Source organism: Streptomyces sp. NPDC026301, assembly GCF_055567935.1.
Genome location: NZ_JBVHPN010000039.1, coordinates 1 through 17,982 on the forward strand (window position 1 = coordinate 1; position 17,982 = coordinate 17,982).

The 17,982-nt window shown below is 70.6% G+C and carries 15 protein-coding genes and 1 pseudogene; 8 read left to right on the forward strand and 8 right to left on the reverse strand.

Annotated features, from left to right (window positions below; genetic code table 11):
* Positions 1–479, reverse strand: a 479-nt coding sequence (locus tag ACZ4MH_RS33780; protein WP_351599629.1) for a DEAD/DEAH box helicase, incomplete at its 3' end; no start/stop codon positions are given.
* 383 nt (positions 480–862) lie between these two features.
* Positions 863–1,066 (reverse strand): cold-shock protein, encoded by a 204-nt coding sequence (locus ACZ4MH_RS33785; protein WP_031141049.1) that lies wholly within the window; start codon positions 1,064–1,066, stop codon positions 863–865.
* Positions 1,067–1,665: 599 nt separating this feature from the next.
* Between ACZ4MH_RS33785 and ACZ4MH_RS33790 the strand changes: the two genes are divergently transcribed.
* Both ACZ4MH_RS33790 and ACZ4MH_RS33795 read left to right on the forward strand, forming a co-directional pair.
* On the forward strand, positions 1,666–2,805 hold the full coding sequence (locus ACZ4MH_RS33790; RefSeq protein ID WP_351599628.1) for a ferredoxin reductase: 1,140 nt from the start codon (positions 1,666–1,668) through the stop codon (positions 2,803–2,805).
* Between the two features lie 61 nt (positions 2,806–2,866).
* Positions 2,867–4,006 (forward strand): fatty acid desaturase family protein, encoded by a 1,140-nt coding sequence (locus tag ACZ4MH_RS33795; RefSeq protein WP_351599627.1) that lies wholly within the window; start codon positions 2,867–2,869, stop codon positions 4,004–4,006.
* Positions 4,007–4,024: 18 nt separating this feature from the next.
* Here the strand turns inward: ACZ4MH_RS33795 and ACZ4MH_RS33800 are convergent, their stop codons facing one another.
* From ACZ4MH_RS33800 to ACZ4MH_RS33810, 3 genes are all read right to left on the reverse strand, one after another.
* A complete protein-coding gene (locus ACZ4MH_RS33800) occupies positions 4,025–4,870 on the reverse strand; it encodes a carbohydrate ABC transporter permease (protein WP_351599626.1) in 846 nt (281 codons plus the stop codon).
* Positions 4,867–5,823 (reverse strand): carbohydrate ABC transporter permease, encoded by a 957-nt coding sequence (locus ACZ4MH_RS33805; protein WP_351599625.1) that lies wholly within the window; start codon positions 5,821–5,823, stop codon positions 4,867–4,869. Before ACZ4MH_RS33805 ends, ACZ4MH_RS33800 begins: the two co-directional genes overlap by 4 nt.
* 101 nt (positions 5,824–5,924) lie before the next feature.
* Positions 5,925–7,244, reverse strand: coding sequence for an ABC transporter substrate-binding protein (locus tag ACZ4MH_RS33810; protein WP_351599624.1), 1,320 nt, complete (start codon positions 7,242–7,244; stop codon positions 5,925–5,927).
* 268 nt (positions 7,245–7,512) lie between these two features.
* On the opposite strand from ACZ4MH_RS33810, the gene ACZ4MH_RS33815 reads away from it, so the two are divergent.
* Both ACZ4MH_RS33815 and ACZ4MH_RS33820 read left to right on the forward strand, forming a co-directional pair.
* Positions 7,513–9,915 (forward strand): glycoside hydrolase family 2 protein, encoded by a 2,403-nt coding sequence (locus ACZ4MH_RS33815; protein WP_351599623.1) that lies wholly within the window; start codon positions 7,513–7,515, stop codon positions 9,913–9,915.
* Positions 9,912–10,952 carry a LacI family DNA-binding transcriptional regulator gene (locus ACZ4MH_RS33820; protein ID WP_351599622.1) on the forward strand — a complete coding sequence of 347 codons (1,041 nt, stop codon included), beginning with the start codon at positions 9,912–9,914 and terminating at the stop codon, positions 10,950–10,952. The genes ACZ4MH_RS33815 and ACZ4MH_RS33820 overlap by 4 nt, the downstream gene beginning before the upstream one ends.
* 75 nt (positions 10,953–11,027) lie before the next feature.
* Here ACZ4MH_RS33820 and ACZ4MH_RS33825 read toward each other — a convergent pair whose 3' ends face one another.
* On the reverse strand, positions 11,028–12,392 hold the full coding sequence (locus ACZ4MH_RS33825) for a cellulase family glycosylhydrolase (RefSeq protein ID WP_351599621.1): 1,365 nt from the start codon (positions 12,390–12,392) through the stop codon (positions 11,028–11,030).
* 543 nt (positions 12,393–12,935) lie between these two features.
* Here ACZ4MH_RS33825 and ACZ4MH_RS33830 point away from each other — a divergent pair.
* Positions 12,936–13,670, forward strand: coding sequence for a DUF4232 domain-containing protein (locus ACZ4MH_RS33830; RefSeq protein ID WP_351599620.1), 735 nt, complete (start codon positions 12,936–12,938; stop codon positions 13,668–13,670).
* Here the strand turns inward: ACZ4MH_RS33830 and ACZ4MH_RS33835 are convergent.
* Positions 13,633–14,463, reverse strand: coding sequence for an AraC family transcriptional regulator (locus tag ACZ4MH_RS33835; protein WP_351599619.1), 831 nt, complete (start codon positions 14,461–14,463; stop codon positions 13,633–13,635). The genes ACZ4MH_RS33830 and ACZ4MH_RS33835 overlap by 38 nt on opposite strands.
* Before the next feature lie 50 nt (positions 14,464–14,513).
* Between ACZ4MH_RS33835 and ACZ4MH_RS33840 the strand changes: the two genes are divergently transcribed.
* On the forward strand, positions 14,514–14,957 hold the full coding sequence (locus tag ACZ4MH_RS33840) for a DUF2000 domain-containing protein (RefSeq protein ID WP_351599618.1): 444 nt from the start codon (positions 14,514–14,516) through the stop codon (positions 14,955–14,957).
* Positions 14,958–14,983: 26 nt separating this feature from the next.
* Here ACZ4MH_RS33840 and ACZ4MH_RS33845 read toward each other — a convergent pair whose 3' ends face one another.
* Entirely contained in the window at positions 14,984–15,754 is a 771-nt protein-coding gene (locus ACZ4MH_RS33845; protein ID WP_351599617.1) for an IclR family transcriptional regulator, read from the reverse strand.
* A 198-nt stretch (positions 15,755–15,952) separates the two neighbouring features.
* Here ACZ4MH_RS33845 and hutH point away from each other — a divergent pair, with 198 nt between their 5' ends.
* Together hutH and ACZ4MH_RS33855 are read left to right on the forward strand one after the other, a co-directional pair.
* On the forward strand, positions 15,953–17,491 hold the full coding sequence (hutH, locus tag ACZ4MH_RS33850) for a histidine ammonia-lyase (RefSeq protein ID WP_351599616.1): 1,539 nt from the start codon (positions 15,953–15,955) through the stop codon (positions 17,489–17,491).
* Between the two features lie 35 nt (positions 17,492–17,526).
* Positions 17,527–17,982 (forward strand): annotated as a pseudogene (locus tag ACZ4MH_RS33855) (urocanate hydratase); the annotation flags it as partial.

Genomic DNA, 17,982 nt, shown 5'->3' on the forward strand with positions numbered 1-17,982 from the left:
TCGGTGACCTGCTGGGCCAGCTCGCGGGTGGGCACCAGGACCAGGGCCAGCGGGCGGCGCGGCTCGGCGCGCTGTCCGGCGGTGCGGCCCAGCAGCGCGAGGCCGAAGGCGAGGGTCTTGCCGGAGCCGGTGCGGCCGCGGCCCAGTACATCGCGGCCGGCCAGGGAGTTGGGCAGGGTGGCCGCCTGGATCGGGAACGGCGTGCTCACGCCCTGCGCACCGAGTTCGGCCAGCAGCGGCGCGGGCATCTCCAGATCGGCGAACGCCTCGACGGCGGGCAGCCCGGGCGTCACCGTCACCGGCAACGCGAACTCACCCTGAGGCGCGGATTTCTGCCGCCCGTAACCACCCGAACGGCTGGGTCGCGAAGCGCCGGAACGGCCAGAAGACGTAGCGCCGAAGCGGCCGCCGCCCTTTCCGGAGCCGGTACTACCGGTGCGAGTGCGGCCGTAGCGATCGTTCGTGCGTGTGTGGTTCATGCGAAACCTTCCTTGATGCGGCGCGTACCAAGGAATTCCCGCAGCGAGTGCAACAGAGCGGAGAATTGCGAGAACGAGCCGAGTGAAATGCGAAAGCGGGCCTGCCTGGCGATAGGTGGTCGACGAGCCGACACGGTCGAATAACTGGCACGCTCCGAACGAGCGAGCCATCGAAGCCCCGAGGAACCAACGAATTGAATTCGCAGTTCTGTGTGGGGCGTGCACCCTATGGCGACTGTGTGTGTCCAGGAATGGGGCCGCGGGGGGGAGAGAGAGGGGCGGTGCGCGGCGCGATGCGCGGCACGGGTGGGGGCGCCCCGAAAAGCAACGAGCCGGGGCCCGCACCCCAAGGTGCGGGCCCCAGCTGCGATGATGCGTCAGCGTCAGGCGGGAACGATGTTCTCGGCCGTCGGGCCCTTCTGGCCCTGCGCGATGTCGAAGTTCACCTTCTGGCCTTCCTGAAGCTCACGGAAGCCCTGGGCGGCGATGTTCGAGTAGTGGGCGAAGACGTCGGGGCCGCCGCCGTCCTGCTCGATGAAGCCGAAGCCCTTTTCCGCGTTGAACCACTTCACGGTACCAGCAGCCATTTTAATTCTCCTTCGGGGCAGTGCCCGGAGCCCACACCTTGCGGACTCCGCGTCGCCGCGATGATTACCCCGCCGGAAATGACCGGAAATACAAAAGCACTCGCACCGGCAGAAAAACACGGTGCGGGCACTTGAAGTTTTCGGGAACCACAACTGCAACTGAGATCGACAGTAGCACGGTACGGTCGGCCTCGGGTGGTGAAAAATTCCACTCCGCCTGTCGCACAAGAAACCCTCAGCGCGCCTCGCGCCGAATTCTCTCTCCGCGGCCACAGATATCGGCTCCCTCCGGACGCAGCGTTTCTGCCACAGCAGGCTGCCGGAAGTCCCAGGGGGCTTGGGGGGTATGGGTTCCGGTCAAGACGCTCGACCGCCGTTGCCGTCCGCGGACCAGCCGGTTCGTGCGTCGGGCGGTCCGTCCGGCAGGGGATCGCCGCGGAATGCCGTCAGGCGTACGGTCCGGCCGCGGCGGAATACCGGCCCTGGCGCTTTGCCTTCCGCCCCGGGCCCGCAACAGTGGACGGCCTGCCGCGCTGTAGCGCGTGCTGCCTCGTCCCAGTGATCGAGTTCCTCGTCGATGAGGAGAGGACATCCGGAGCATGGTCCATCTCTTGCACCGCACCGTGCTGTCCGAGCGAGTGGTACGTCTGGCGCTGGGAGCGGCGGGCCGGCTGACCACGCCCCTGCTCCCGGACGACTACCTGGCCCTGGCCGATCCGCTGCTGTCCCGGCGGTGTCCGGCCGGACGGGTGGCGGAGGTACGGACGGCGACGACGGACACGGTGACCTTGGTGATCCGCCCCGGTCACGGCTGGCGGCCCGCACGCCGGGCCGGGCAGTACACCCCGGTGGGGGTGCGGATCGGCGGGGTACTGCACTGGCGCACCTACTCGCTCACCACGCCACCCGGCGCGCCCGGAGCCCCGTTCTCGATCACGGTCAAGGCCCTGCCGGACGGCCGCGTCTCCCGCTACCTGGCCCACCGTCTCCGCCCGGGCGATGTGCTGCGCCTCGGCCCGGCCCAGGGCGACTTCCACCTGCCCGACCCGCCTCCCCGGCGGCTGCTGCTACTCACCGCCGGAATCGGCATCACCCCGGTCATGGCCATGCTGCGGGCCCTGGCCGGCGGCGCACGGCTCGCGCCGGGCACGGACGTGCTGCTGGTGCACTCCGCTCCCGATCCCGCCCGCACGGTCTTCGGACCGGAACTGCGGGCGATGGAGGAGCACCTGCCCTGGTTCCGGCTGCACGAGCACCACACGCGCGCCGGTGTCCGCCCGGCCGGTCACCTCACCCCGGCGCTACTGCCCGCCGTCTGCCCGGACTGGCGGGAGCGCGACACCTGGGCCTGCGGCCCCACCGCCCTGCTGACGGCCGCCGAACGCCACTGGGCCGCGGAAGGACTCGCGGACCGCCTCCGCATCGAGCGTTTCCGCCCCGCACCGCCCCCGCCGTCCGGCACCGTCGGCGGAAAGGGCCAGGGCGGCACACGGGTGCACTTCGCGGCAAGCGACGTGACGGCCGACACCGGCCCCGGTACGCCGCTGCTCCACGCCGGAGAGGCCGCCGGGGTGGCCATGCCGAGCGGCTGCCGCATGGGCATCTGTTACGGCTGCGTCAGCCCGCTCCTGCACGGCCGGGTCCGCGACCTGCGCACCGGCCAGGTGCACGGCGAGCCGGGCGACCTGATCCAGACCTGCGTCTCGGCCCCGCACGGCCCCGTCACCCTCGACCTGTGAGCTCTTGAACCCTCGCATCGTCCTGTGCGTCCCTGCGCGCCTCACCGGAGGAGCCTCCACCATGGCCACAGTCGTTCCGACCGATCCGGCCCTGCCCGACCGGGCCGCCCCGTCCGACCCGTCCGACGCGACCGACCCGTCCGACGCGCCGCCGCGCGGCACGGACACCGAAGGCCTCGGCCGCGCACTCGACCGTATCCGTGCCGATGTCCTGGCCCGTCGTGGCGCCGAGGACGCCCGCTACATCCACACCGTCGTGGCCGTCCACCGCCGACTGGAGATCGGCGGGCGCGCGGCCCTGGCCGTGTCCGTGCTGCCGCCGGCCTGGCTCGCCGGCACCGCCGCCCTGGCCACCGCCAAGATCCTGGAGAACCTCGAACTGGGGCACAACATCATGCACGGCCAGTGGGACTGGATGCGCGACCCGGCGATCCACTCCACCACCTGGGAGTGGGACAACCCCACCCCCTCCGACGCCTGGAAACACACCCACAACAACATCCACCACAGCTGGACCAACGTCGTCGGCCGCGACCGCGACCTCGGCTTCACCGTCCTGCGGATGAGCAAGGACCAGCCGTGGCACCCCGTCTACCTCTTCCAACCCCTTTACACGGCCCTGAGTGCGCCCTTCTTCGAGTGGCTGGCGGCCCTGTACGACCTGGAGGCCGACGCCGTACTCCAACGCCGCAAGCCCCTGCGGGCCTTCCTCCGCGATGCCACGAACACGGCGCGCAAGGCCGCCCGCCAGGCCGCCAAGGACTACCTGCTCTTCCCGCTGCTCGCCGGGCCCTCCGCCGTGCCCTGCCTGCTCGGCAACTTCACCGCCAACACCGCGCGCAGCCTGTGGGCGCACGCGGTGATCTTCTGCGGCCACTTCCCCGACGGCGTCCGCTCCTTCACCGAAGAGGAGATCGAGAACGAGACCCGCGGCCAGTGGTACCAGCGCCAGGCGCTCGGCTCGGCCAACCTGGAGGGCGGCGCCGTCTTCCACATCCTCACCGGCAACCTCAGTCACCAGATCGAACATCACCTCTTCCCGGACCTGCCCAGCAACCGCTACGCGGAGATCGCTCCCCGGGTCCGCGAAACGCTCACCGCGCACGGCATCCCGTACACCACCGGCCCGCTCATCAAGCAGTACGCCTCCACCTGGGCCCGCATCTGCCGCATGGCACTGCCGGACTTCGGCGGGCGGTGACCGCGGCGCCGGACGGTGTCATTTGGTCGCGCCCTGCGCGAAGCCGTTGTAGATGTAGCGCTGGAGGAAGAGGAACACGAGCAGGGTCGGGACGATCACCAGGATGGTGCCGGCCGAGATGTTCTCCCAGTGCGCGCCGAAGGGGCCCTTGAAGCGGAAGAGCGCCGTGGAGATGGTGCCGAGGTCTTCGGAGGGCATGTAGAGGAAGGGGATGTAGAAGTCGTTGTAGACGGTGATCCCCTTGATGATGACGACCGTGGCGATCGCCGGTTTGAGCAGCGGCAGGATGATCTTCCAGTAGATGGTGAGGGAGTTCGCCCCGTCCAGGCGCGCGGCCTCGTCGAGCGAGACCGGGATGCCGCGGATGAACTGCAGGAAGATGTAGATCGAGACGATGTCCGTCCCCATGTACAGCAGGATCGGCGCCCAGAGGCTGTTGAACAGGCCGAAGCTGTTGACCACTTGGAAGGTCGCGACCTGGGTGGTGACCCCGGGTATGAGGGTGGCGATCAGGAACAGCGCCATGACCGGTTTCTTCGCCCGGAAGTCGAAGCGGTCGATGGCGTACGCGGTCATCGAGCCGATGAGCACCGTTCCCGTGACGGAGAACAGCAGGATGAGCGCGGTGTTGGCGAAGGCGGACAGCATCTTGCCGTCGGTGAACGCCGTGACGTAGTTGCCGAAGTTGAGCCAGTCGCCGGGCAGCGACAGGGCGCCGCCGTCGGCCACCTCCCTGGAGGTCTTCAGGGAGGTGAGGAGGACGACGACGAGCGGGACGAGGACGACCAGCGACGCGACGCTCAGCGACAGGTAGGTCAGGGCGGGCGCGAGCCGGCGGCGCCGTACGGGCAGGGGCGTGGTCATACGAGGTCCACCTTCTCGTCGGGTACGAGGCGGCGCTGGATCCAGGTGATCAGCAGGATGATCAGGAGCAGCACGACGGCGGCGGCCGACGCCAGGCCCGTCTTGTTGAACTGGAAGGCGAGCTTGACCGTCTGGACGACGAAGGTCGTGGTGCCGGTCGCGCCGCCGGTCATGATGTAGGGAATCTCGAACACCGACAGCGACCCGGAGATCGCCAGGATGACGCTCAGGCTGAGTACGGGCTTGATGCTCGGCGCGATGATGTGCCGGAACTGCTGCCACCTGCTCGCGCCGTCGAGCTGGGCCGCTTCGTAGAGCTCGCCGGGGATCGACTGGATCGCGCCGAGGAAGAGCACGAAGTTGAGGCCGGTGAAGCGCCAGACGGACACCCCGGCGAGCGAGGTGTTCGCCGACTCGGGGTCGCCCAGCCAGGCGTGGCCGCTGCCGGCCCCGAACCAGGACAGCACCGAGTCGAGGGTGCCGCCGTCCTGGAAGAAGTACAGGAAGACGAAGCCGATGGCGACCCCGTTGATCAGGTAGGGGAAGAACAGGATGCCCTTGAAGAAATTCCTGAAGCGCAGGTCGAAGCTGAGCACGGTCGCGAAGTACAGCGCGATGGCGATCTGCACGACGGACGCCGCGAGGTAGTAGAAGCTGACGAAGAAGACCCGGAACAGCTCGGGCCGGGTGAACAGCTGCGCGTAGTTGGCGACGCCCGTGAAGTTGCGGTCCGGGCTGACCCCGTCCCAGTCCGTGAAGCTGTAATAGATCATGTTGCCCACCGGCACGTAGGTGAACGTGACCAGCAGGACCAGGGGAACCGCGAGGAAGAGCCACGGGGTGACGCGGCGCAGCAGAGTGCCGCCCGGAGGCGAGGAGCGGCGCGCGGTCTCGGGAGGCGGGGCGGTGGCGCGCGGCACCTTCACGGGTGCCGCGTGGGTTGTCTCGGTCATGTCGGGCCTTTCATCGTCCGCTGATCTGCGACGGGCGGTCGGCCCCGTCCGCTGGTCCGGGCGGGGCCGGTGACGGCTGAGGGAAGAGGGGCCGGCCGGGGTCAGGGAGCGACGGTGCCGGCCGCCTCGTGCCACCGCTTGTCGAGGTCCGCGAAGAAGCCATCGAGGCTGCCCTGCTGCGCGCCACGCGCGGTGTCGATGAGCTTCTGGCGGTAGTCCGGCTTGTTCAGGCCGATTTCGGCCGCGTTGTCGATCGCGTTCACCTGGCCGGTCTTCGCCTCGGAGCGTTCCAGGGTCCTGACATCGTTGTCAACGAAATCTTTGAGAGTGCTGGGCAGGGGAGCGGACTTCAGTGCGGGCACGGCGCCCTCCTTCGCCGAGAAGCCGGACTTCTCCGTGAACCAGTCGATCCAGGCCCGTGCGGCCGTCTTGTGGCCGGAGTGGATGTTGACCGCCTGCTGGTAGTCGGAGGCGAGGATGGCGCAGTACTTGCCGTCCTGCTGCGCCGGGAAGGGCATGAAGCCGATGTCGTCGGGGTCGGTGCCGTCCTTCCGGGCCGCGTCGCGCATCTGGTTGATGGCCCAGGAGCCCAGCTGCATGGTGGCGACCTTGCCCTGGGCGACCATGTCCTTGGACGCTTCCCAGTTGGTGGTGTTGGGGTCCTTCTCGGACAGGCCGCCCTTGACGGTGTCGTACAGCAGCGTGTCGATCACGTGCAGATCGCTGCCCTTGGCCCAGGGCGCGGCGGACGCGGCCAGCTTGTCGTTGGCCTTGGCGTCACAGGTGACGGAGCCGATGTTGTTGCTCCACGAGGTCAGCGGCCAGCCGTCCTTGAAGTTCGTGTAGTACGGCACCGAGTCCGTCCTGGACTTGATCGTCTTCAGGTCGCCGATGAACTGCTGGGGCGTGGTGGGCCACTTGGTGATGCCGGCCTTCTTCCAGACCGCCTTGTTGTAGAGGAAGCCGTTGGCGGTGCCGAAGGTGCTGATGCCGTACGCCTTGCCCCCGACCTCGGCCTTGTCGCTGAAGCGGTATTTGCCGCCCAGCTCCCCGGCGCTGCCCAGCGGGGCGAAGAACTTCGGGTAGTCGTTCTTGGCGAGGGCGGCCGGGATCATCAGGACGTCGCCGTAGTCGTCGGTGTTCATCCGGATCTTGGCCTCCCCCTCGTAGTCGGTGAGGGCCTCGAACTTCACCTTCACCTTGGGGTAGGTCTTGTTGAACTCGGCGGCGTACTTGGCCATCGTCCCGTTCTGGACGAGGTCGGTGCGGTGGGTCAGCACCTTGATGGTGCCCGAGGCGTCGGCGGGGTCGGCGGGTGCCTTCGCCGTCTCCCCGGACGCCGCGCCCTGGCCACTGCATCCCGCGACGGTCATGATCGCGGCGGCCAGAAGCGCTCCCGTGAACGTCTTCTTCTTCCCCATGTGCCCAGCTCCTTCATGATCGCGGCTCAGCTCTGCGCGTGGGATGTCGGCACTATGTCAGCCATGTGTTAACCGGTAAAGCGCAGATTTCCAGCACGATGCCCAATCGTTACCGAAGGGTCGAGGCTGTAGGTCCTCACATGCAACAACTGGTCGGTGCAGAACGAGGGCGAGAACTAGACCGGTTTATGGACACGGCCTGGTCAGCGGGTTAGGTTGTCCGCCGTTGTCCGTCCACCTGCCCGAGTCGGGCGATTGGAGCCGCACCATGAAGGACATCACCCAGCTCACCGAGGGCTGGAGCCTGCGCCACGGCGAGGACCTGTTGAAGGCCACGGTGCCCGGCTGCGTCCACACCGATCTGCTGACCGCCGGAGCCATCCCCGATCCGTTCCTGGGCCGCAACGAGACCGACGTCGCCTGGGTGGGCCACCGCGCGTGGACCTACGTCCGCCACCTCGACCACGACAGCGCGCACGAGCGCACCGACCTGGTCTTCGACGGCCTGGACACGGCCGCGTACCTCACCCTGGGGGGACGCCCGGTCGGCACGACCCGCAACATGCACCGCCGTTACCGGTTCGACGTCACGGGCCGCACCGGGCAGCTGGAGGTCCGCTTCGCCTCCGCCTACGACGAGGCCGCGGCCGTCCGTGCCGGCACGGGGGACCGGCCCAACGTCTACCCGGAGCCGTCGCAGTACATCCGCAAGATGGCCTGCAACTTCGGCTGGGACTGGGGGCCCACGCTGGTGACCGCCGGCATCTGGCGGCCGGTGCGGCTGGAGCACTGGTCCACCGCCCGCATCGCCCACGTCCGCCCGCTGGTCACCGTGGACGAGGGCACCGGCCGGGTGGAGGTGCGGCTGGAGATCGAGCGCACCGCGCAGGGGCGGGGGCGCACGCTGCGCGCCGAGGCCGGGGTGGCCGGCGCCCGCGCCGAGGCCGTACTGACCGGCGATGAGGCGGTGCTGCGCCTGGAGGTGCCGGACCCGCGCCTGTGGTGGCCCCGCGGCTACGGCGAACAGCCCCTGTACGACCTCGACCTCACCCTGAGCGACGACGAGGGCGGCCCGCTGGACACCTGGCACCGCCGGATCGGCTTCCGTACCGTCGAGCTGGACCGCTCGGCCGACGAGCACGGCACCGGCTTCACCCTCGTGGTCAACGGCGTACGCACCTTCGCCCGCGGCGTCAACTGGATCCCCGACGACGCCTTCCCCTCCCGGATCACCCCCGAGCGCTACCGCACGCGCCTCACCCAGGCCGCCGACGCCAACGTCGACCTCGTACGGGTGTGGGGCGGCGGCATCTACGAGGACGACGCCTTCTACGACGTCTGCGACGAACTCGGGCTGATGGTCTGGCAGGACTTCCTCTTCGCCTGCGCCGCCTACCCGGAGGAACAGCCGCTGCGCGGCGAGGTCGAGGCCGAGGCGCGCGACAACGTTGTCCGGCTCATGCCGCACCCCTCGCTGGTCCTGTGGAACGGCAATAACGAGAACCTGTGGGGCTTTCGCGACTGGGACTGGGAGGGTGCCCTCGCCGGCGACTCCTGGGGCGAGGGGTACTACCTCGGCCTGCTGCCGCGCATCGTCGCCGAGCTGGACCCCACCCGCCCGTACGCGGCAGGCAGCCCCTGGTCCGGCTCGTGGGATCACCACCCCAACGACCCCGCCCACGGCACGTACCACTCGTGGGAGGTGTGGAACCGCCAGGACTACGCCGAATACCGTGCCAATGTGCCGCGGTTCGTCGCCGAGTTCGGCTGGCAGGCACCGCCCGCGCTGACCACCCTGCGGCGTGCCCTGCCCGGCGAGGACCTGGCTCCCGACTCCCCGGGCATGCTCCACCACCAGAAGGCCGAGGACGGCAACGGCAAGCTGAACCGCGGCGTCGCCCGCCACTTCGCACTGCCCGCGGAGGACTTCGACCGCTGGCACTACCTGACCCAGCTCGTGCAGGCCCGGGCGGTCGCGGCGGGCATCGAGCACTGGCGCTCGCACTGGCCCGTGTGCGCCGGCACGGTCGTCTGGCAGCTCAACGACTGCTGGCCCGTCACCTCCTGGGCCGCCATCGACAGCGACGGCCGCCTGAAGCCCCTCCACCACGAGCTGCGCCGGGTGTACGCGGACCGGCTCCTCACCCTGCAGCCGGGGGCGGACGGCCCCGTACTCGCCGCGGTGAACCAGTCCGCCGAGCCCTGGCGTACGACGGTGACGCTGCGGCGGGTGGCGGCGGACGGAGCCACGGTCGGTGAGACCGCCCTCGAGGTGACCGCGGAGCCCCGTACCGTCGCCAGGCTCGCGGTGCCCGAAGACCTCGTACCGGACGCGCGGTCCGCGAAGGAGTTCCTGGTCGCCGACGCCGACGGGCTGCGCGCCCTGCACTTCCCCGTACCCGACAAGGACTTCGCGCACCTCCGGCCCCGCTTCGACGTCCGGCTGGAGCCCGTACCGGGGGAGCGGGATAAGGTCGACGTCGTGGTGAGCGCCCATACCCTCGTCAAAGACCTGCTGCTCCAGCCCGACCGGCTCGGCCCGGCCGCCGGCTGCGACAGCGGCCCGCAGACCCTGCTGCCCGGCGAGCGGACACGCATCCGTGTGGACGGCTGCGGCGCCGTCACCGCCGACGACGTCAGGTCCGCCCTGTTCTGTGTGGAACCGGCGTGAGCGGCACCACGGAGCGGGTCACGATCAAGGACGTCGCGGCCCGGGCCGGGGTGTCCAAGGGGGCGGTGTCGCTCGCCTTCAACCACAAGCCCGGCGTCTCCCAGGCCACCCGTGAGCGGATCTTCGCGGTGGCCCGGGAGCTGGGCTGGGCGCCGAGTGCCACCGCCCGCAGCCTCTCCAGCCAGCGGGTCGACATCGTCGGGCTGGCCCTGTGCCGGCCGGCCCGGCTGCTCGGCCTGGAGCCGTTCTACATGGACTTCATCTCGGGCATCGAGAGCGTCCTGGCGGAGCGGTCCTGCTCGCTGCTGCTGCGGCTGGTGCGCGACCTCGACGAGGAGGTCGCGGTCTACAAGGAGTGGTGGCGCGGCCGGATGATCGCCGGCGCGATCCTGGTGGACTTCCGCGAGGAGGATCCCCGGGTGCCCGCCCTGCGGGGGCTCGGCCTGCCCGCGGTCGCTGTCGGCCACCCGTCCCTCACCGGCCCCTTCCCGGCGGTGTGGACGGACGACGCGTCCGCGGTCGCGGAGGCCGTCCGCTATCTGGCGGCGCTCGGCCACCGGCGCATCGCGCGCGTCGGCGGCCCGGCCGACCTCGGGCACAGCGCCATCCGGGCCCGCGCCTTCGACGCGACGACACGGGAACTGGGCCTGGAGGAGGCGCGGCAGATCGCCACCGGCTTCGACGAGAGGGAGGGTGCCCGCGCCACCCGCACCCTGCTGCTCGCCGCCGACCGGCCCACCGCGATCGTCTACGACAACGACATCATGGCGGTCGCGGGGGCGGGCGTCGCGGCGGAAATGGGCTGCACCGTCCCCGACGATCTGTCGCTGCTGGCGTGGGACGACTCCCAGCTGTGCCGGATCACCCACCCGACGATGTCGGCCATGAGCCACGACGTGCAGCACTTCGGCGCCGAGGTGGCGCGCGTGCTCTTCGACGTGATCGGCGGCGTGCACACCGCGGGCCTTCAGGTGCCGACGCCGTCGCTGACCCCGCGCGGTTCCACCGCTCCGGCGCCGGGCACGCATTCCCCGTGATCACGCATTCCCCGTGAGACGGAAAGGGCCGCGTCCGGTGCGGACGCGGCCCTCTGCCATGCCGGGCGACGGATGTCAGCTCTTCGCGCAGGTACTGCCGTTGAGAGCGAAGGCGGCCGGGACGCCGTTGGTGCCGCTGGAAGAACCGTTGAAGCCGAAGCTCACCGTGCCTCCGGCCGGGATGGTCTCCGTCCAGGACTCATGGGCGGCCCGGACCTCGCTGCCCTGCTGGACGGCCTTGGCGTTCCACGCCTGGTTGAGCTGCTGGCCGCCGGGGAAGGCGAACGCGAGCTGCCAGCCCTTGACGGCCGTCGTGCCGGTGTTGCGGATGGTGACGTCCGCGTTGAACCAGTTGCCCCAGTCACTGATGCGGTAACTGACCGCGCAACTCCCGGCGGGTGTACCGCTGTCGCCGAAGATGCCGGCTTCCTTGGCGGTCTGCTTGATGCCGTCGGCGCCGTCGAAAATGCGCTGCCCCCAGGGAGTGAGGTGCGCGGCGTCGAAACCGCTGGCCATGTCCAGGTACTCGACACCGCCGCCGTTGCCGCTCCACGACCAGCCGAGGTACCCCACCCCGAGCTGCTGCGCGGTGGACATGATGGCGGCCTCGTCCGGATCACCGTCCGAGTGCAGGTCGCCGAATTCCCCGACGACGAGGGGAAGATGCTGAGTGGTAAACCGATTGAGGTAGTCCTTCACCTTGTCGGCGGTGTTGAATACGCCGTACATGTGGACGGAGAACACCGTGTTCTTCGCGGGGTCCGCGGCGAATACCTCCGCGGCATGGTCGCGCATCGTGAAGGACCAGTCCTGGCCCCAGTTGGGGGCGTCGACCATGAGCGTGTGCGCGAATCCGGCCGCCCGCATTCGGCCGATCGCGTTCTCGGTGTCGGCGGTCCACGACGTGGCTCCGGAAGCGCCGTTGCCGTACGGCTCGTTCCCGATGTTCAGGAGGACGTACTTCTCCTGACCCTGCACCGCGTCCTTGATGCTGATCCAGTAATCGACCGCGCGGGAGAGCGTGACGGCTCCAGCCTGCTCGCCGTAGCCGGTGGTGTCGTGCGCCTCCAGGACGCAGACGAGCCGGTTCTGCTTGCACTGCGACACGACGGCCGCGACATCGGCGGTGTCGTTCTTGGTCCAGCGGTCGCCCGTGGCGAGCACCACGCGCACGGAATTGGCGCCCAGCGCCTTGACGTCCTTCAGGGCCTGCGCGGTCCTGGTGGGATACCAGGCGTGGGCGTGGTTGACGCCGCGCAGGACGAACTCCTCGCCGTTCGCGTCCAGAAGCCGGCCGTCGGCGACATGGAAGCCCGGTGCGGTCCGCGTCTCGGTCGGTGTCTCGGCCCGCGTATCGGCCTGCGCGGGGGAGGGTGCGGCCAGGACAGCGGCGGCCAGGGCCAGTAACGCTCCCGCTGCGGTGGCCAGTCTCTTCCTCATGCTGCTCCCAGGGTGGTGGCTCGTGCGGTCCGTCCCGGCGAGGCGCCGGCAGACCGGAAAGGGACATGTTCGAGCCGGTTGGATATCCTGCTGCCCGGGTTGTGGATACAGCGGCTCACGCCGGGCAGCGGGACGTCAATTCACCGCCGGGGACGCTCATTGGCGTCCTCGCGTCGAAAGAGACGGGGAAGGAAATCCCCTTCGACCGGCGGCTGGCAGCGAGGCTAGAACGAGACTTCGGCACGTACAACAGTTGGAGCAAAACCGGTTAAGTTTAGCTGCGGTTCAGTTCTCCGCCAGCCAGCCACGGGTACGGAAGGGCCGCAGACCCGCGGACGCTACCGGTGCTCTTCCTCCGCCGGCTGGTGGACGGCGCTACGGTGAAGGAGTTGGACGAGCTGCTGGCGCGGCTTTACGAAGCGGTCCGACCGATGGCGTGAACGGCACGTTAGTGGTGTGTTAGTGGCTCATCAGTGGGACTCGGCAAGGTAGATGGTGCGGGACCGAAAGGACCGTACGTACCGACCCGGTAAGGGGATTTCCATGTCGCACCACACCAGCCTCCGCCGCGGCCGCAAGGCCGCCACCGCCACGGTGATCGCCGCCGCTGCCGCGCTCGCGCTCACCGCCTGTCAGGACGACGGTTCCGGCGTCAAGACCGGCGCCTCGGCCGCCTCGTCCGCCGCCGCTTCCGACTCGGGGCCGGCTTCGGGCTCGTCCTCCGCGGCCGCCTCCGGATCGTCGTCCGCCGCGGCCGACGGCGGCAGCTCGGCCGCCGCCAAGTCCCCCTCCGGCCAGGCCGCGAAGGGCACCGCCGTGCGTACCGCCTCGGCGCGCACCGCCTCCGCCGCGTCCACCGACACCTCTTCCGACCGCTGCACGGCCTCCGGAATGGGTCTGCGCCTGGGCCGCGCCGACGTGGGCGCGGGCAACATCCGCTACCCGCTGGTGTTCACCAACAACGGCAAGACCTCCTGCACGCTGCGCGGCTACCCCGGCGTCTCGCTGATCCAGCGCGACGGCCAGATCATCGGCCGCCCCGCCACCCGCGAGGGCGCGGCGGGCACGGCCGTCACCCTGAAGCCGGGCGGCAGCGCGTACGCCGTACTGCACACCATCCAGGACGGCCTGAAGGACACCCCGTGCTGGAAGAGCCCGTACCTCCTCCAGACCTACCCGCCCGGCTCCAAGGAGTCGATGACCCTGCGCACCTCCGGGCTGCGGGTCTGCGGCGGCGAGTTCACCGTGACGGCGCTGGAGCCGGGTACCGGGGAGTGAAGTGCCCCGGCGGAACGCCGAGGACACGCTTGAAGTGCCGGGTGAGATGCGGCTGGTCGTGGAAGCCCGCGGCGGCCGCGGCGTCCCGCGGCGCCATGCCGTCCAGCAGCAGCCGCCGCGCGAGGTCGACGCGGCGCGCGGTGAGGTACTGGTGCGGACTGATGGCGAACTCGCGGCTGAACGCCCGTACGAGATGTGCCGGATGGGCGTGCAGCAGGCCGGACGCCTCCTGGAGCGTCAGCCCCTCGCCGAGGCGCGCGTCGAGCAGGTCCCGCAGCTGCCGGGCGAGGCCCGGACCGGCGGCGGGCGGCGCGGCCGGCACAGCGCGCCGCGTCAAGTGCCGCCGCAGCCGCTCGGCGACGCCCATGAGCCGGCTCTCGGCCTCCAGCTCCTCGCCGGGCAGGACGAGGGCGTCGTGCAGCCGGTGGATTCGGTCGCGCAGCGTGACGTCCTCCAGTACGGGCGTGTCGACCGCGAGCCCGATGTACTCCTCGCCCAGGCCCGCCGCCTCGGGATCGAGGTAGAGCACGCGCTTGCGGAAGCCCTCCGGTGTGATCGGCGAGCCATTGTGCGGTACGTGCGGGGGCAGCAGCGTGACGCCCGACCGCAGCGCGCCGTGCTCGTGCCGGTCCAGGTCGTAGCGCACCATGCCGTCGTCGACGATGAGCAGCGTCCACGCGTCGTGGGTGTGCATGGGATAGGCGTGGCCGGTCAGATGCGCGTGGTAGACCTCGGCGATGCCGGCCACCGCCGGACGCCAGGCCGTGACCTGCGGGCGAGGACGGCTGACCATGCAAAGAACGTACAAGACCGGGCGCGGGGCGGATCGGAAGAATCCGCGATATGGAATCCCCGAACACCACCGCGCACACACCCGTCCGCTTCGACACCAAGATCGCCGTCCTGCTGCGCGAGGACCTGGAGACCTGGCAGCGGCTGAACGTCACCGCCTTCCTCGTCAGCGGTATCGGTACGGAGGTCCCCGACGTGATCGGGGAGCCGTACGCGGACGCCGACGGCAACGACTACCTGCGGATGTTCCGCCAGCCCGTGCTGGTCTTCGAGGGTACGAAGGAGGCGCTCACCGCCTCGCACGGCCGGGCGCTCAGCCGTGGCGTCGCCCTCTCGGTGTTCACCTCCGACCTCTTCGCGACCGGCAACGACCGGGACAACCGGGCCGCCGTACGGGCGGTCGGCCGGGATCAGCTCGACCTCGTGGGCCTGGCCGTGTACGGGCCGAAGAACGCCGTCGACAAGATCGTCAAGGGTGCGCGCATGCACCCGTGAGACGCGGGTCCTACGGGACGCCGGCCCTACGGCACCGGCAGCGTCCCCCCGATCCGCAGCGTCAGGTCCCGGGCGGTACGGGCCACCTGCTCGGCGATGCCCGCCTGCTGGTCCGCCGACACCTCGGCGGCGGGGTAGGTCACGGCCACCCCGGCGACCGGGTGCGCGCCGTGGTCGAGCACCGGCGCCGCGACCGAGGAGAAGCCCGGGGTGACCTCGCCCTCCTCCGTGGCGTACCCGCGGCGCCGCACCTCCACCAGCAGATGGCGCAGCGCGGAGAGCGAGCCGGGACCGATGCCGTGCCGGACGACGAACGCGGACGGGTCCGGGAACAGCGCGCGGACCTGGGCGCGCGGCAGCCGCGCGAGCATGGCCCGGCCGCTGGCCGTCAGGTGCGCGGGCAGCCGCACGCCGACCTCCGTCACCAGCGGCGCCCGCCCCGGCGCCCGCTCCTCGATGACGTAGATGACCTCGCGGCCGTGCAGCACCGCGAGGTGCGCGCTGTGCCCCGTGCGGTCGACCAGCGCCGTCAGCGGCGCCCGCGCCAGCCGCTGGAAGGGCGCCTGGCGGCTGTACCCGGAGGCGAGTTCGAAGGCGCTGACGCCGAGGCCGTACCGGCGTTCGTCCGGTAGATGCGCCACGAATCCGTCCTGCGCGAGGGTGTCGAGGAGGTGGTACGTGGTCGAGCGGGGCAGACCTACGTCGCGGCTGATCGCGGCCGCCGGGACCGGCCCGAGCTGGCCGGCGAGATACCGGAGGATCGCCAGGACCTGGGCGGCTGCGGGGACGGTTGCCATGGCCCGAGAGTAATCGCCGTGGGGGTGCGGGTCGGCGCCCGGCGTCCCCGCCGTCGTGGTTGCTCGCGCAGTTCCCCGCGCCCCTGAAGGGGCGCTCCCTGCCGCATCGTCCCGGGCCGTGGCAAGTGTCTGGGATCCCAGACAGAAAGCCTCCGTGAGGCATGGAACAGTAGGTCTGACCTGGTGCTTCATTGAGGCATGTCAACTGTTGTTATCGACGTCGGCGCGCTTTCCGCCGACGATGTCGTGGCCGTCGCCCGCCACGGCGCCCCCGTCACGCTCTCCCCCGCGGCGCAGGAAGAGATCACCCGCAGCCGCAAGGTCATCGAGGCCCTGGCCGACGACGTCACCCCGCACTACGGCGTCTCGACCGGCTTCGGCGCCCTCGCCACCCGGCACATCCCCACCGAACTCCGCGCCCAGCTCCAGCGCAGCCTGGTCCGCTCGCACGCCGCCGGCTCCGGCCCCGAGGTCGAGCGCGAGGTGATCCGCGCGCTCATGCTGCTGCGTCTGTCCACCCTCGCCACCGGCCGTACCGGCGTCCGCCTCGAAACGGCGCAGGCCTACGCCGACCTCCTCAACGCCGGCATCACCCCGGTCGTCCGCGAATACGGCTCCCTCGGCTGCTCCGGCGACCTCGCCCCGCTCGCCCACTGCGCGCTCGCCGTCATGGGCGAGGGCGAGGTCCGCGACGCCGACGGCGTGCTGCGCCCGGCCGCCGAGGCGCTCGCCGCCGCCGGCATCGAGCCGGTCGTCCTGCACGAGAAGGAGGGCCTGGCCCTCATCAACGGCACCGACGGGATGCTCGGCACCCTCGTCCTGGCCTGCCACGACCTGCGCCGGCTGCTGGCCACCGCCGACCTCGGCGCCGCCATGAGCGTCGAGGGCCAGCTCGGCACGGACGCGGTCTTCGCCGCCGACCTCCAGGCCCTGCGCCCGCACCCCGGCCAGGCCGACAGCGCCGCCAACCTCCGTGCCGTACTCGCCGACTCCGCGATCGTCGCCAGCCACCGCGGCCCGGAGTGCACGCGCGTGCAGGACGCGTACTCGCTGCGCTGCTCGCCCCAGGTCCACGGCACGGCCCGCGACACCCTCGGCCACGCCGAACTGGTGGCCTCCCGCGAGCTCGCCGCCGCCGTCGACAACCCCGTCGTCACCCTCGACGGCCGCGTCGAGTCCAACGGCAACTTCCACGGCGCCCCGGTCGCCGCCGTCCTGGACTTCCTCGCGATCACCGTCGCCGACGTCGCCTCGATAGCCGAGCGCCGCACGGACCGCTTCCTGGACGTGGCCCGCAACCACGGCCTCAACGCGTTCCTCGCCGACGACCCCGGCGTCGACTCCGGCCACATGATCGCCCAGTACACCCAGGCCGCGATCGTCTCCGAGCTCAAGCGCCTCGCGGCCCCCGCCTCGGTCGACTCCATCCCCTCCAGCGCCATGCAGGAGGACCATGTCTCCATGGGCTGGGCGGCGGCGCGCAAGCTGCGCAAGGCGATCGACGGCCTCACCCGCGTCATCGCGATCGAAATCCTCACCGCGGCCCGCGCCCTGGACCTCCGCGCCCCGCTCACCCCGGCCCCGGCCACCGCCGCGGTCGTCGCGGGTCTCCGCACGGACGTACCGGGCCCCGGCACCGACCGCTACCTCGCGCCCGAGATCGAGGCGGCCGTGCAGTACGTGGCCTCGGGCGAGGCCCTGCGCGCCGCCGAGTCGGTCACCGGCCGGCTCCGCTGACCCCCGCCATCCCGCTCTTTCGAAAGGACACCCCCATGACAGGCGCACGCCCCGTCCGCGCGGCCCGCGGCACGGAACTCTCCGCCCTCGGCTGGCAGCAGGAGGCCGCCCTGCGGATGCTCCAGAACAACCTGGACCCGGAGGTCGCCGAGCACCCCGACAAGCTCGTCGTCTACGGCGGCACCGGCAAGGCGGCCCGCGACTGGCGCTCCTTCGACGCGATGGTGCGCACCCTGCGGACGCTGAAGCAGGACGAGACGATGCTGGTGCAGTCCGGCCGCCCGGTGGGTGTCATGCAGACGCACGAGTGGGCCCCGCGTGTCCTGATCGCCAACTCCAATCTGGTGGGGGACTGGGCGAACTGGGAGGAGTTCCGGCGCCTGGAGCAACTGGGGCTGACCATGTACGGGCAGATGACGGCCGGTTCGTGGATCTACATCGGCACCCAGGGGATCCTGCAGGGCACGTACGAGACGTTCGCGGCGGTGGCG